Consider the following 14,498-nt stretch of genomic DNA (forward strand, 5'->3'; position numbering starts at 1 on the left):
GCAGGTCTGAGCACGGACTACTACATCCGCCTCGAGCAGGGACGGGAGAAACGGCCTTCGGACCAGGTCGTCTCCGCCCTGTCGGAGGCCCTGAAGCTGACCAGGCACCAGGACGATCACCTAAGGCTGCTGGCCGGTCTGGCTCCCCAACCGCCGGCTACGGCCGCTCCCATCGACCCGGCCCTCATTCATATGCTCAACAGTTGGGATGACGCAGCAGCGTTCATCCTCGATCCGTTGCTGAACATCACCCAGCTCAACCCGCTCGCACGGGAACTGTTCAGCTCCTTCGCCCGCCACGACAACCTCGTGAAGAACGTCTTCCTCGACCCGGCGGGTAAGGCATTTTTCGCCGACTGGAAGCGAGCCTCCGAGTCGAGCGTCGCGGCCCTCCGGGCGACGATGCACCAGCATCCCTCCGCCGCCGAGCGGAACGCGCTGATCTCCGAACTGCGCGGCGACCAGGAGTTCGAACGACTCTGGCAGAAGTTCGACATCCAGCCCAAGACGCAGGAAACGAAGCTGCTGCGTCATGAACGGGCGGGCGACATCACGATCAACTTCCATGCATTCCATGTAATGAGTGCACCCGGGCAGCAACTGATCGTGTATCAACCCGATCCGGGCAGCGTGAGCGAGAGTCGCCTGTTGTCCCTCCGACCAGGCCTTACTGAAGCCCCCTCCGTGAGGGTGCGAGCCGCGGAACCCGAGCTCACCACCGGATAGCCACCGACAGTGGCACAATGACGCGGCGGACCGGCACCATCATCGCCCTGCCCGGGGACCCCTTCGCTGCCCAGTCTTCGCTCACCACCAAAAGCGAGGCTTGTACGGTCCTTCGTCCTGCTCGTTGCTGATCGCGTGAGCAAGCTGATTGCGGCGTAGGCCCAGGCGAAGGAGCGGGGCGTCTGGCCGCTGGCATCGAGGACGAAGTCGCTTAGGGGGAGACCTGCAGAGTTGCCAAAAGCCTGAGGGAATCGTCGCTGGGCGAACCTGGGCGTGGAACAAACGCGATGAGGATAAGTTCCGGATTCGCGGCGCTGACCAATCTCACTTCATCGACGATGAGGGGGCCCATCTCGGGGTGGTGGAAGATCCGCGCCGAGCGATCGTGCTGGTTCCATTCCTGCGCGGTCCACATGACACGGAACGATGCACTGGATCTCAGGAGATCACTGACCACCTCGTCCACGGCAGGATCATGCGAGTACTGGTACGCCTCCCGGAGGCTCCGCAGGCAATCTCTTGCCTGGGACGTCCAGGCGGCGTCGCAGTAGTGGGCCGCAGGATCAAGGAACACCATCCGGTTCAGGTTGCCGCGCACTGTGAACTCGATGAACAATTCATGGGCGAGGTCATTGCCGGCAAGGACATCTCCCGCGGCGTTGATGACGATGGCGGGGGTGTTCGGCAGTCGCTCGATCATGTCGCTGATCACCCGCATGAACTCCGGGTTCCCCGTCATTGGGCTGTCCATCGTAAATCTCATAGTCTGCTCGCTCTTCTCGCTCGGCGGCAGCACATGTAGTCGGGTGCTCGCCGAACGTCCAGCTGATGGCGGGACGTGAAAGCCCGGCTTCTCGAGCCCCCGCCAGTCCAAGCCTACGGCGGTTGGATGTCAGGCGACAGGGGGCGAGGTAGCAGCACTGCACACACCCTCGACGGCAGCTGGTGGAAGCAGCAAGCGAGTGCCGGTTCCGGATATAGAGCCTCCTCTCGCGGTTGTGGCTTTACTCCCGGGATTGGAGCAGGCGGATAGGACTCTGCCGAGTGCCTGTGATGGTCGTTGCGGCACTGGTCAGCGCAGTGACCAGGAAAGCGCCGATGATGAGCATCGCAGTCAGGAGCCAGGGCACGGATATCGATGCCGTTCCGAGAGTGGCCGTGGTCGTCGTGACCACGGCCAGGAGTGTGCCGACCGCGGCGAGGACGCCGAGGCCGATGCCGATGGCGGTCACAGTTGATGATTCGATCAGGGCCATGGTTATGACCTGGCCTCGGGTGAGGCCGGTGGCTCGTGCCGCTGCAAATTCGCGCCGGCGCTCACCTGCGGCAATGACGACGGCGTTCACGACAGCAAGGAGAGCATAGGCGCCGCCGAGTCCCATGACGACCAGAAGGATGGAAGCTGAGGTCGTGGTACCCGCAGCAGCGCTGCTGGTCAGCCACTCCTCGAAGGTCAGGACCGTGCCGAAGCCTTGTAGCCGGTCAACGACCTCGCTCGGCTTCGCGTCCTCCTCGAGAGTGATGAAAGTGGTGGTCTGTCCGCTGTCCTGCAGGTCAGCGGCCACGGAGTCTGCATCGAGGAGGACAGCTGCTCCTCCGGCAATCGTGGGCGGGACCTGATCAACGATGGTGCGCTCCCCGAGGTCGATGTCGCCGATCCGGATGCCGACGGTACTGCCGACTGGGGTGCCGAGGGCGCCCGGGCCTGCGATCGCAGCTTCGGCGGGAAGCTGCCCGATGGTGGTACTGCCGGGGTGGGCTCGTGAATATCGCTCCGGTTCGATGATGAGGGCACGGCCTATCTCCGTGAACGCCATCTCACCGGTTCCGGTGGTCACGGAGATCGGCAGGCTGGTCTCGATGGAGAGGTGAGCAATACCGTCCGTCCCGTCAACGGTCTCAAGCCCCCGCGGTCCGGCGGAAGTCAGTACGAGGTCGGCGGAGGTGCTGTTCCGTAGTTCCTCCTGGGCGGCGGCGGAGAACGACAAGAGGGAGGTCGACTGCCCGAGGACAAGGCCGACGAGCACGATCAGCGGGGCGGCCGTTGAAGCGCTTCGGCGCACGCTGTCGCGCAGGTTCGCCTTGGCGAGATGAGCCAGGACCGCGCCAGGACGTGCCGGGATGAGGCGCGCCGCAAAGGGAACCAGCAGCGGGCTGAGCGCAGTGAATCCGACTGCCGCACTGACCGACACCAACATCGCCATGGCCTGTCCCCCGGCAGGCCCACCGACGCCAGCGAGCCCGATGAGCAGGACCGACCCGAGGACCAGGACCGTTCCAGCGATCCACCGGCCACGAGTCATGACACGGGTCGCCGCCCCGGTCTCACGCAGAGCCTCCAAAGGGGCGACGCGGGCAGCGCGTCGCGCGGCGAGGAGGACGCCGGTAACGGCCAAGCCCAACCCGACCCCGATGGATACCCCCAGGATCCACCAGTGCCAATGACCGGTGAAACTCTCCGGCACAAACCCCAGACGCGCCATGAGCGCGGCCTGCAGGTGCATCAGACCAACGCCAGCAGGGATACCTATGAGGGTCCCCGTCGCTCCCAGGAGGAACGCCTCACTCACAAGGAGGCGGCGCACCTGCTGGTGGCTGCCTCCGATGAGGCGGAGAAGTGCAAGGTCCCGACGTCGTTGGGCGACAGTGAAGGCGAATGTCGAACTGATGATGAAGACTGCGAGGAACGCTGCGAAGGCCAGCGTGACGGCGAGAACCGTGACCGCAACCAGGGAACGTTCGGCGAGCTGAAGCGCGGTGACGTCATCAGCGCCAGACGGAGCCTGTTGGGCTGCGGCGGCGAGCAGGAGTAACAGGGAAGACTGCACGAGTGCGACGCCAAGGGTCACGGTGAGGATCGCCCCGATGAACAAAGGCCAGCGCTCCGTGAAGCTGGACCAGGCTAGACGCAGCATCTCAGGCCTCCAGCGAGACGAGCCGTGCGGCCACGGCTGCGGTATCCGCGCCGGTCAGGTGGTCAACGATCTGCCCATCACGGAGGAACAAGGTTGAGTCGGCGCGCGCAGCTGCTGAGGGGTCGTGAGTGACCATGATGATGGTTTGCCCCTGGTCAGCCATGGAACGCATGAGTTCGAGCACTGACCGTGCAGCCGTCGAATCGAGCGCTCCCGTCGGTTCGTCCGCGAAGAGAACCTCCGGGTGCGTGATCATGGCCCGAGCAATGGCAACCCTTTGCTGCTGGCCCCCGGAAAGCTCCCTGGGCTTATGGCGCCCCCGCCCTTCCAAACCGACAGAAGCGAGTACCTGCTGCACCTCTGCGGCCGAAGGGGCACGACCCGCCAGGCGCAGAGGAAGGGAGACGTTCTCCTCAGCGGTCAGGGAGGCGATGAGGTTGAAGCTCTGGAAGACGAAGCCGATCCGGGAGCGCCGCAGGGCTGTGAGCTGGTCCTCCGACGCCGCGGACAGATCTGTATCGCCAAGTGCCACGCGTCCGGCATCGGGGCGTTCCAGCCCCGCAGCAGTGTGCAGCAAGGTCGACTTGCCGGACCCGGAGGGACCCATTACCGCTGTCCAGCTACCCCGGGGGAAGTCGATATCCACTGCACGAAGTGCCCGGACCTCTGCAGGTCCCGACCCATAAGAACGGCTCACCCCCTGCAGCGAGACGGCGGACATACGCGTTACGGACGGTGAGTGTGCGGTAGTGGTCATGATCGGGCCTTTCTGGACGGATCCGTGCAAGGGGAATGGAGGGCGAGGGACGCCTCCGAGAACCTCGTGTCGTCGGTGAGTTGCGTCCACTCGTGAGGGGTGAGGGTAGGAGCCCGGACAGGAAATCCGTGGTCGGTTCCCCATTTCGGATCGGGTGTAGGGGTCAGCGCGATGGGCCACCCGCAAAACCTACAGCGTAGGGCTAATAAGACAAAGTATGACGGTTGACCGGCATGTATCCGTCATCCGGAGGCGTGGGCTACGCATCGGTCAGCCGATTCTCGAGGATCTGCACCAGGGTGTCGGCGTCCTTCGCTCCCTCATAGAGCTCTCCTTGTATGAAAAGGGCGGGGGTGGAGTTCAATCCCATGTCCGACGCTGCGGTCTCGTCCTCTTCGACGCGGTGGGCCACACTTTCCGAGGAGAGGTCGTTGCGAAGAAGGCGGAGGTTCATGCCGGCGCGTGAGGCGGCTTCGTAGAGTTGTGTCTTGTTGGTGATGGGTTGGCTGGCGAACACTGCGTCGTAGAACTGCCAGAACCGACCCTGCTGAGCGGCCACTTCTGACGCCAGGGCAAATTCGCGGGCGAAGGGCAGCCCGGCGGGTAGGTGCCGGAAGGTGTAGGACATCTGCTGCCCGAAATGTGCACGGAGCTCGTCCATGACCTCGGCCGACGCTGCGCAGAAGCCGCAGGTGAAGCTGCCGTAGACGACAACGTTCAATGGGGTGTCCGCCGGACCGCGAGTGTGATCTCGCTCGGGCGTGATTGGTGGCCTGAGTTCGGTTCCCGCGGATGTGGTGGAGCGTTCTCTTCGGTCCAGTATCCGGAACAGGATCGAGCCGATGACTGCTGCGAGGAGGGACGCTGAGAGGATCCCGATTTGGGCGCGCCCCAGGGTGGTTTCATCGTCGAAGGCAAGATCAGCGACGAACAAGGAGAGTGTGAAGCCGATACCGGACAACACCGCGGTGGCGCCGATGTGACTGATGCGAAGCCCTGGCGGCAGTGCACCAGGGCGTACCCGTTGTGCGATTGCTGCGGTTGCTGTGATTCCCACGGTCTTGCCGACGGTCAGACCGAGGATGATTCCCCAGGTGAGTTCGGAGGTGAAGGCATCTTTGAGGATGTCGGGTGTGATGTGGACGCCGGCGTTGGCCAGGGCGAAGAGCGGGAGGATCAGGAAATTGACGTAGGGCAGTAGTTGCCGGTGGGCGCGCTCATTCACGGAGACGGCGCGCTGCAGGCCGTCTTCTGCGAGCCGGGCGAAGGTGGGGGAGGGCGACTGGGCGAAGGCTGACATGAGTCGGCGCGCACGGGTGACGTGCTCAGGGCTGGTAGGGAAGATGGGAAGCAACAGCGCGATGACGACGCCGGCGAGAGTGGCATGAACGCCTGACTCGTAGAGGGCGACCCAGACTAGGACCGCAGCCATCAGGTAGATTGCACCCCGCCATACCTCGAGCCGACGCAGGAGTGCGATGATCGCCAGGCCGGCCAGCGAAACGAGGATGGGGACGAGTTTCAGTTCGTCGGTGTAGAACAGGGCGATGATGGCCAGTGCGCCGATGTCATCGGCGACGGCGAGGGTGACCAGGAAGACCCGTAGCTGAGCGGGCATACGTCGCCCCACGAGGGCGAGCACTCCGAGCACGAAGGCGGTATCGGTGGAAACCACGACCCCCACCCAGCCGCGGCGTCGGTGTCGGCCGTCACCGCCAGGAACAAAGCGGCCGGTAGGGCGAGGCCGACCGCTGCGGCGAGTACGGGAACGGCCGCGCGCCGCCTATCGCGCAGCTCTCCCATCTCGATCTCTCGGCGAACCTCGAGGGTGAGGAAAGCAAAGAACAGTGCCATCAGTGCGTCGTTGATCCAGTGGTGCAGATCCATGCCGAACGAGAGCGACCCGAACTCGAAATACAACGGTGTTGCCCAGACGTCGTGGTAGGTCGATCCCGGCAGATTCGCCCATACGAGGGCGATCAGCGTCGCTGACAGCAGGACTGTTGCGGCGGCGACTTCCCCTGAGGGCGGGCGCAGAAGCGAGACGGCGTGCAGCGCGCGGCGGAAGGACTTGTTGACCTGCCGACGTGCAACGGGGGAGAGGAGATGTGGCATTGTGCTCAATCCTGCTCGGTCGGAAGGACGACCATCTCGGCGATGTTGAGGCCGGTAGGCATGGCTGCGGTCAGGGCGACGATCCGACCGAGATCAGCCGGGTCCAGGGGAGTGATCGTTTCCTCGAGGTGTCTCCAGTGCGCTCGTGCCGCCTCGTGGTTCAGGTTGCGCCCGAAGTCGGTGCGCGTGAAGCCCGGTTCGATGTTGTGTACGCGCAGACCCCTGCGGCCGTATTCCGACCTCAACGTCCTGGAGAGCTGAGCGATCGCCGCGGACACGGCGGTGAAGACGGAGAAGTTGGGGTACTGGACGTGCGAGCCGAGGGACCCGATGAAGATGAGGTCGCTCGGCCCGCCTGCGTCTGCTGCGCTGATGAGGTCGCTTGAAAAAGTCTGCGCTGCGTAGAGGAGCCCGTGGAGGTTGACGTCGATCATGGAGACCCAGTCGGCGGGAATGGCATCCTCGAAGGGAGAACCGACCATGATGCCTGTGCTGATGACGACGAGGTCGATCGAGCCGAAGTGGTCGATGATAGCGTCGCGTGCCTGCGTGAGTTGGAAAGTGTCGGTGATATCGGCGCTGACACTGTATGTCCGCCGCGGGGCCTCCAAGGAGCGTTCGAGATGCTTGAGTCGGTTGATGTCGCGGGCGACCAGTGCCACGGAAGCACCACCACCGAGCAGTGCCTGACAGATGCCGGTGCCGATTCCGCTTGTCGCGCCGATGACGACGGCGGTCCTGCCATTGAGGTGGAACGGAAATGACGGTTTCATCCTTTGATCCTGACGTGATGAAGAGGTACGAGCGTGGCTGTGCTGCACCCACCCGAGGACCCGTCCCTTCGAGCCCGCCCGGGCGGGGTGAGCGTGGGTTCTCCGGTCAGTTACCGGTGCGAGGGGGAGCCGTCATCGACCCGGCGGTGCTGATCCTCGTGCTGGTCCTGAACCTGGTCGCGTGGGGATGTGGAACGTTCTGCGCCGGCCGGGTGGAGGAGGGACGCGATGACTGTGACAGCGAGGATCAGGATGATCGTGAGCAGGGCAGTTCCGGTGTCGATGTCCGGTACGGGAACCGGCCGGCCGCTGTTGATGAAGGGCAGCGTGTTCTCGTGCAGAGCGTGTAGGACGAGCCGTACTCCGATGAAGGCAAGCACTGCTGCCAGGCCCTTGGCGAGGTAGATGAGGCGGTCGAGTAGGCCATCGATGAGGAAGTAGAGCTGGCGCAGCCCCAGCAGGGAGAAGGCTGTGGCCGTGAAGACGAGGTAGACGTTCTGCGTGAGGCCGTAGATCGCGGGGATGGAGTCCACGGCGAACAGGACATCTGTCGCCGCGACCGCGAGGATGACCAGCAACATCGGAGTCAGCATCCGCCTGCCCTCCACCCGGGTCAGAAGGCGGTTGCCGTCGTAGCCCGGCGTCGTCGGGATGACCCGACGTACCCATCGCACGATCGCCGGTTCCTCGTGCGCGTCTGTGGTCCTGCGGCGCAGCAGATTCACCGCGGAGACGAGGAGAACCGTCCCGAAGAGGTAGAACGTCCAGGCGAAGGAATTGACCAAGGCCGCTCCTACGAAGACCAACCCCGTGCGAGCTACGAGCGAGAAAGCGATACCGAACAGCAGCACCTTCTGTTGGTAGGGCCGGGGAACGGCGAAACTGGACATGATGACCAGGAACACGAAGAGGTTGTCCACGGACAGGGCCTTTTCGGTGAGATAGCCGGCGAAGTACTCCTCTCCGGCCTGCTTGCCCGCGACGAGCAGCACGCCGAAGCCGAAGAGGATGGCCAGCCCGACATAGGCGGCGGACCACCAGGCGGCCTCTCTGATGGTCGGTGTATGGGGTCGACGCGCGTGAAACACGAAGTCGATGACGAGCAGTGTGATGATCACCGCGACGGTCGCGGTCCAGATCAGTGACGTCGGCTGCATCAGTAGGTTCCTCTCAGCGATAGGAAAAGGACGGACGGCCTATCGAGCTCATTGGTTGGCGGCAACGACGGGGTATTCGACCCGAACCCGCTCATCGCCACTACAGTAGGCAGCCGGTTGCTGACTCAGCGTGGGTGGACTGCACCCTGTTTCGCGGTCCTGATCAGGAGTGCACTGGAGGGGAACTCATGTCCACGCCTGGACTTCCTGGCACAGGTCGCCGTTTGAGGAGGAACCCGTCATGCCGTTCGTCGACCAGATCACTCTTGAGGACAACCGTTATCCCCTTCGCCACCGGGTTGCTGTCATCACTGGTGCCGAATCCGGTATCGGTGCCGCAACTGCGGCAGCACTTCACGCGCGGGGCGCTGCCGTAGCCCTGCTTGGGCTCGATGGCAGGAGACTCGAGGAACAACGCTCGCGGTTGCCAGGGGACGGGCTGTCCTTTGCTGCCGTCGCCGACGTCACTGATCGGCAGGCGATGAGCAGGGCACGACGGCAGATCATGGACTCGATCGGGGTTCCGGATCTCGTCGTCTCCAACGCAGGCGTCATGAACGGTGGGCCCCTGAGGGACGCCGATGTGCACGACATGACCCAGATGATCGAGGTCAACGTCCTGGGCATGCTGCATACCGCCCAGCTGTTCCTGCCCGATCTGGAGGAGGCAGCAGTTGGCAGCAGGCCGAGCGACCTGATCTTCATCGGCTCGATCGCAGGCGAGGTCCTGTTCCCCAACTTCTCCGTCTACGGCGCCAGCCAAGCAGCGATAGCTCAACTGGCACGGACACTCCGAGCCGAGATCGGACCGAACGGAGTCCGGGTGAAGCTCGTCGAAGCAGGGGTCACCCTCACCCGGCTCGGTAAAGGGATCTCTGATCGTGTGGCCCGACGCGAGCTCGAGGACCTCCGTGAAATAGACCTGCCCCTCACCCCCGACGAAGTGGCTGACGCCGTCGCTTTCGCTGCGACACTGCCCCCACACGTCAACCTGTCCGAACTTACCGTCGTCCCGACGAAGCACGGCAGGCTCGGTGCGGTGTAGGGGTCCCTGGGTGACCCGGTTCGTGCAGGCGCCAACAGAACCACCATCCGCACCGTGCAGGTGAGCCGAAGGTAGGTGTGACCCACCCTGTTTAGCGGCAAGCAGGTCACGAAGAGTGGTTGTGGGAGCACAAGCCCCACGTCGTTCGAACCGGAGACCGGTTCCTCACAGTCAGGAGAAGATCATGAGCACACTCATCGCAGGCACTCCCCTCGCAGGACGGGTTGCAGTCGTCACAGGCGCCTCCAGCGGAATCGGTGAGGCCACGGCAGAACGCTTCGCCGAGCTCGGCGCCAAGGTCGCGCTGCTGGCGCGCCGTAAGGACCGGCTGGAAGACGTCGCAGAACGCATCACGAGCAAGGGAGGCATCGCCCTGGCCCTGCCCACCGACGTCACCGACCGAGCAGCGGTCCGAGCGGCCGCCGAACGCATCTCGGTCGAACTCGGCAACGTCGACCTCGTCTTCGCCAACGCCGGGGTGCAGCTCATCTCCGAGATCGGCGACCTCAAGACCGAGGACTGGGACGCGCAGATCGACCTCAACATCAAGGGCGTCATGAACACCATCCAGGCGTTCGTCGGTTCCCTCGAAGCCGCAGGGACCGACGGACGGCCGGCCGACCTCATCACCACGTCCTCGATCGCTGCAACACGGGTCCTCGAGAAGTTCCAGGTCTACTCGGGCACGAAGGCGTACATCAGCCACATCACTCGTCTCCTGCGGACAGAGCTCGGGCGCAAGAACGTCCGGGTTTCCACCGTGGAGCCAGGCATGGTCAACACCGAGCTGCCCGACCACGTCACCGACCCCGATGCCAGCAAGTTGATGGCAGATCTCATCCATCAGATCGATGTCCTGCAGTCCGCAGACGTCGCGGAGACGGTCTCGTTCGTCGCAGCGCTTCCCAAGCACGTCAATCTCACCGAGCTGACCATCCTGCCCACCGCCCAGATCATCTAGGCGGCAGTCGGCCCTGAGCACCCACGGATCGACCCGGACCGTGAGCAGGAGGGTGGAGCCTCTCAGGCTCCACCCTCCTGCTTCCCGGCGAACCGCCTCAAGCGCCCACTGATCACTCACACTTCTCCGCGGCAGACCGTGGGAACTGAACGTGGACGCGAGCCACCCGGTTGTGGGCTGGGAGTGACCGGGGCGCCTGAAAGCACCTCAATCTCCGTCAGAGCAGCTCGGCCGCGGCAGGGAACCGCCTCACTAGACTGGGCTTCATGTCAGCGCCTCGGCGCTGGTTCGGAGAATCCCGAGGCGCAGGCAGTGAAGGAAGCAGGTATCGACGCTCGTCGCACCGTGAGGCAGGATGCTTCCATGGGGAACACGTCGAAAATCATCGGTGCCGGCTGTGCAGCGCTCATGCTCTCGGGTTGCGCGATTGCACCGTCATTCTCCGAGGACCGGAAGCGCGAGATGCGCGACAGTGCGAGCTCCTACCAGCAGGCTGTCCTGAAGGACCTGGTCGTGACGGAGACCGAGTACCGCGACGCGATCGACGCTGCACGCACCTGCATCCAGGACGCAGGATGGGGTGTAGGGCCAATCGAGTTGCAGGACGGCAACCAGCTGGGATTCACGTCCTCCTACAGTGGTGATGCCCCACCTGCAGACGACGTGATGCAGGCCTGCTACGACGAGTTCATGATGCCGGTTGGCTCCATCTGGGTGTCCCAGCGCACGAAGCTCACTTCGTAGTCATGACCATGGGAAGCTTCGCACCGGATATTTCCAGGACGACCGTGTTTGCAGTGCTGGGACTCCCGCTGACGATCTTCGGAGCAGTAGGTAGCGTCGTCGTTTTCCTGCAGCCTTGGCGGACGTGCCCTGAAATCGATGACAGCTCGGGCGGCTGCCCTCCCACATCGGGTGATCAGGCGGTGCTGGTCCTGGCTCTCTTCATCCTTCTGGTGGGAGTAGTACTTCTCGCGAGGTCGATGAGAACCGCACGGCTCCCAACTGATGCGGCAGGACCGTTCGGGAGGCTCTAGCTCGGAGGCCGCTCCACGCGCTCAGGTAACCTCCTGCAATGGGACGGAATCCGCATCACGAGTACCTGACCGAACGGCAGAGGCTGGCCTGGTCGATCTTCGGTTGGACTGTGGTTGCTGTGATCCTTGTTCTGATCTGCATCGCAGTGTTGGGCTTGCTGGCCGTCACCCCTGCATAGTCGTCCCGTGGAACGATTCACTCAGGGACGGTCGTGCCAGGTGAGGCCGATGGCGCAGCATCTCGCGTGATGGAGATCAGGCCCGGGCGATGATGAGCCAGCCCCGACCGGGTGCGTAGGGCAGGTCCCGGACCTCAACATCAGAGAAACCGGTGGCCTCCAGCGAGCGTTCGAGCGCTTCGCGTGTGCGAAAGCGTAGCGTCGAGGTCGAGTCGATGCGCTCACCATCGGCCAGAAAGATCGTCGGGGATTCAAAGGTAACGAGCTCACCATCGACTCGGGTGACCTGCACCCAGTCCTCCACCAGCCCCTCACCCTCGACAGCAACAACCTGATGCGACAGTTGCTTGGTCCACCGCTCCCATGCCCGGTCAGAGGGCACACGGCTCTGAAAGGCCAGATGGCCCCCTGGACGAAGACAGGTACGAATTGATCGCAGGTTAGTGAGCCAATCCTCGTCGTCGAGGAAGACCTGGGCGACATTGGCGGTCATCGTTGCGAGGTCGTACTGCTGGTGGTGGGAGTCATCAGCAGCCAGGTCCGGGGCGACTCCCACGACCCACGTCACACGATCCGCGCCAGCCTTCGCGCGGGCGACGTCGACGGACGCTCCTGCCGGGTCGACACCGAGCACGCGGAGGTCGCGCTCTGTCACCAGCCGGCAGCAAAAGGTCCCCGTGCCGCAACCGACGTCCAGGACCGACGTCACCCGGAACTCGTCGACAATGTCCATGTAGTTGTCCAGATCACTGCGGTCAGGGTCGAGGGGGTCGTACACCCGGGCGAGCCGCGTGTTACTGAAGAGAGCGTCAGGCATGGCACAGACGCTACTTGATAGCCAGAGCCGGAGCTTGGAGGTTTCGGATTCCTCACCTCGAGCGCAGCGAGAGTCTGCCGGGTCGTGTGCGTAGCTTCGCGATGTCGGCTCGGCCGGTTGTGGACCAGCACGGCTTCAGCGTGGTCGAGGTTCTTGGGCAGGTGCACCAGGTAACCGACAGGGTTCGAGATCTCCCTGAGACTCGGCGAGCCCCGCTGGCGGCCCCTGCGGGTCATCGGCCTCGCGGGATTCTTCGCCTCGTACGTTCTCAATCTCGCCCGTGACCAGTACCGGGCAACGAGGCTGCGCGAGCGGCGCAGTCCCCATCAGCCCGGAACCGGCAACCTCACCATCCATCACATGCAGTATGACCAGCCAAAGTAGCGGCTCCGAGGTCCGCGTCCGGGTCGTTATGCGCTGAACCCTTTGGATCAGGACCTGCCTGTGTTTGACTGTGACCCCGAAGTGCAGGTTGAAGGAATTCAGTAGGCGAGTCCGGAACAACACCGCTCAACCGACAGGAATCTGAGCATGGAATTCGGCAACGTACTCCTCATCGGACTCATGATCGCACTGATCATTCTCGCTATCGCTGTGCTGATCAGGAGGTCACTGAGGTCCTTGCGTAGGACGCCTTCAACTCAACGCTCTGCCGGTGACCGTAGCTCAGTAGCTATCTTCGGAGGAATTGCTGCCATGGGTGACAGCGGCGGAGGCGGTGGGGGCGATGGTGGCGGCGGTTGTGGATGACACGGCTCGTCATCCTTCGCACCGTCGCCGGCGGCGGCCCGCCGGAACATGGTCGAGGAAGTCCTCCTCCCCGACCCCGCCCGGGGCATAGAAGCCCTCGACGAACCGCTGGGCCCGTAGCGCGGCTCCTCTTCGGTTACCACGGCTACGCCAGGTGCGGCTCACCAGGGCTCACCAACTTGCGCACAGTGAGACCGTAGGTGCCTTCAACCGGCCCTTTGAGCCACGCGAAGTCGTAGCAGAGCGCTCCGTAGGGAAGAGTTCGTTCGGTGACACGGAACACCTCGTCGTCGACGGTGACCTCAAGCGGTGCCATCCGCTGAGTGTAAGGACGAGATTTCGGCAGGCGCTAGGCTCGGACCACTGAACGCTCAGCAACGTATGTGGGGGAAGTAATGGCTTTGGATGGATTCGGATTTGTCGTCGCTCTGGCGATGTGGTTGGTTTCGATCGCCGTCGTCGGCCTCGTGCTCTACGTGGTCGTCCGCTTCGCGGTGAAGCACGGTGTCCGGTCCTATCACGCCGAGGCAGCACGGCGACCTGGGCCCGGGAGCGAGGGTCCGCAGGCCTGAAAGTTACCGGGCTGTAGCGAGCGCTCCGCTTGAAGTGACCGGACGTGGCACCGGAAGCCATCGAGCCGCTCGAGCTGCGGCTGGTCGTCAGCAGCGTCCTGCGGTCCCTCTATGCCTGAACTCGGTCGAGGTGGGAGATCTGGACGTCTCGGCCGCCGATCACCCGGTACCGCAGCAACCGCTGAATTATCATCGGGTAGCAGTGCACCAGCACTCCGACGAGCACGATCTGCAGGGCTCCCTGTGGGTGACCTGCGACCAGAGCAATAATACCGAGCAGCCCGGTCGCGATAGCGCCGACGAGATGACTCGTCTCGCTGCGCTCGGTGCCGACCAGGAAGCCCCGCGGACCGAGGGTTCCGTCCGCGTCTTCCCGCATCTGCCTGACAAGCCTGTTCCACCTGGTCACGTTCAGGAACCGTTGCAGCAGTCCGGCCCCGAGCCAGCCGTAGATCCGGAGCTCGATCGGTCTGACCCTGTATCGAGATCGAGCGACATCGGTGAGAGCTACACCGACCAGGAGAGCCATCAGGAGGAATCCTCCCTGCACCACGATGGCATAGACGGGGTGCTCCGGTCCGATGGCATTCCAGCCGAAAACAGCCAGGGCACTACCCACCAGCAGCCCTACGACAGACGTGCCTGTGATCCCCATGGGGCGATTCTGGCAACAGGCAGTGAGCCCTCGCAATAC

At 63.8% G+C, this 14,498-nt stretch carries 14 protein-coding genes and 1 pseudogene; 5 read left to right on the top strand and 10 right to left on the bottom strand.

All coding sequences use genetic code 11. From position 1 onward, the window contains the following. The coding region (locus CXQ96_RS08935) for a helix-turn-helix transcriptional regulator (protein WP_219816116.1) at positions 1–726 on the top strand (726 nt) is incomplete at its 5' end. A 211-nt stretch (positions 727–937) separates the two neighbouring features. Here the strand turns inward: CXQ96_RS08935 and CXQ96_RS08940 are convergent. The 7 genes and pseudogenes from CXQ96_RS08940 to CXQ96_RS08970 all read right to left on the bottom strand — a co-directional run bounded on the left by CXQ96_RS08940 (position 938) and on the right by CXQ96_RS08970 (position 8,443). Beyond that, on the bottom strand, positions 938–1,465 hold the full coding sequence (locus tag CXQ96_RS08940) for a hypothetical protein (RefSeq protein ID WP_104117685.1): 528 nt from the start codon (positions 1,463–1,465) through the stop codon (positions 938–940). Positions 1,466–1,730: 265 nt separating this feature from the next. Beyond that, complete coding sequence (locus CXQ96_RS08945; protein ID WP_104117686.1) at positions 1,731–3,641, bottom strand: FtsX-like permease family protein; 1,911 nt, start codon at positions 3,639–3,641, stop codon at positions 1,731–1,733. Between the two features lies 1 nt (position 3,642). Then, a complete protein-coding gene (locus CXQ96_RS08950) occupies positions 3,643–4,398 on the bottom strand; it encodes an ABC transporter ATP-binding protein (protein WP_104117687.1) in 756 nt (251 codons plus the stop codon). 259 nt (positions 4,399–4,657) lie between these two features. After that, the gene (locus CXQ96_RS19040; RefSeq protein ID WP_368783595.1) at positions 4,658–5,293 is read right to left on the bottom strand and encodes a DsbA family protein; all 636 of its coding nucleotides are present in this window, start codon (positions 5,291–5,293) and stop codon (positions 4,658–4,660) included. Next, positions 5,288–6,513: pseudogene (gene nhaA / locus CXQ96_RS19045) on the bottom strand (Na+/H+ antiporter NhaA); the annotation flags it as partial. The gene CXQ96_RS19040 and the pseudogene nhaA, both read right to left, overlap by 6 nt. Before the next feature lie 5 nt (positions 6,514–6,518). Further along, positions 6,519–7,286 carry an SDR family oxidoreductase gene (locus tag CXQ96_RS08965; protein WP_104117690.1) on the bottom strand — a complete coding sequence of 256 codons (768 nt, stop codon included), beginning with the start codon at positions 7,284–7,286 and terminating at the stop codon, positions 6,519–6,521. Positions 7,287–7,396: 110 nt separating this feature from the next. Beyond that, the gene (locus tag CXQ96_RS08970; protein WP_104117691.1) at positions 7,397–8,443 is read right to left on the bottom strand and encodes a TerC family protein; all 1,047 of its coding nucleotides are present in this window, start codon (positions 8,441–8,443) and stop codon (positions 7,397–7,399) included. Between the two features lie 241 nt (positions 8,444–8,684). Here CXQ96_RS08970 and CXQ96_RS08975 point away from each other — a divergent pair, with 241 nt between their 5' ends. The 3 genes from CXQ96_RS08975 (at position 8,685) to CXQ96_RS08985 (ending at position 11,193) form a co-directional block, all read left to right on the top strand. Further along, positions 8,685–9,488, top strand: coding sequence for an SDR family oxidoreductase (locus CXQ96_RS08975; RefSeq protein ID WP_104117692.1), 804 nt, complete (start codon positions 8,685–8,687; stop codon positions 9,486–9,488). A 184-nt stretch (positions 9,489–9,672) separates the two neighbouring features. Beyond that, entirely contained in the window at positions 9,673–10,449 is a 777-nt protein-coding gene (locus CXQ96_RS08980) for an SDR family oxidoreductase (protein WP_104117693.1), read from the top strand. A gap of 363 nt (positions 10,450–10,812) precedes the next feature. Further along, complete coding sequence (locus tag CXQ96_RS08985; protein WP_104117694.1) at positions 10,813–11,193, top strand: hypothetical protein; 381 nt, start codon at positions 10,813–10,815, stop codon at positions 11,191–11,193. 548 nt (positions 11,194–11,741) lie between these two features. On the opposite strand, the gene CXQ96_RS08990 is transcribed toward CXQ96_RS08985, so the two are convergent. Together CXQ96_RS08990 and CXQ96_RS18390 are read right to left on the bottom strand one after the other, a co-directional pair. Next, positions 11,742–12,482, bottom strand: a complete 741-nt coding sequence (locus CXQ96_RS08990) for a bifunctional 2-polyprenyl-6-hydroxyphenol methylase/3-demethylubiquinol 3-O-methyltransferase UbiG (protein WP_104117695.1) — start codon at positions 12,480–12,482, stop codon at positions 11,742–11,744. A gap of 895 nt (positions 12,483–13,377) precedes the next feature. Then, a complete protein-coding gene (locus tag CXQ96_RS18390; RefSeq protein WP_181036407.1) occupies positions 13,378–13,548 on the bottom strand; it encodes a hypothetical protein in 171 nt (56 codons plus the stop codon). Between the two features lie 79 nt (positions 13,549–13,627). Here CXQ96_RS18390 and CXQ96_RS18395 point away from each other — a divergent pair, with 79 nt between their 5' ends. After that, on the top strand, positions 13,628–13,804 hold the full coding sequence (locus tag CXQ96_RS18395; RefSeq protein WP_181036408.1) for a hypothetical protein: 177 nt from the start codon (positions 13,628–13,630) through the stop codon (positions 13,802–13,804). A gap of 109 nt (positions 13,805–13,913) precedes the next feature. Here CXQ96_RS18395 and CXQ96_RS08995 read toward each other — a convergent pair whose 3' ends face one another. After that, positions 13,914–14,459 (bottom strand): hypothetical protein, encoded by a 546-nt coding sequence (locus CXQ96_RS08995; RefSeq protein ID WP_104117696.1) that lies wholly within the window; start codon positions 14,457–14,459, stop codon positions 13,914–13,916. Positions 14,460–14,498: the final 39 nt, after the last annotated feature.

Source organism: Arthrobacter sp. B1805, from assembly GCF_002929745.1.
Classification (GTDB): Bacteria; Actinomycetota; Actinomycetes; order Actinomycetales; family Micrococcaceae; genus Arthrobacter_D.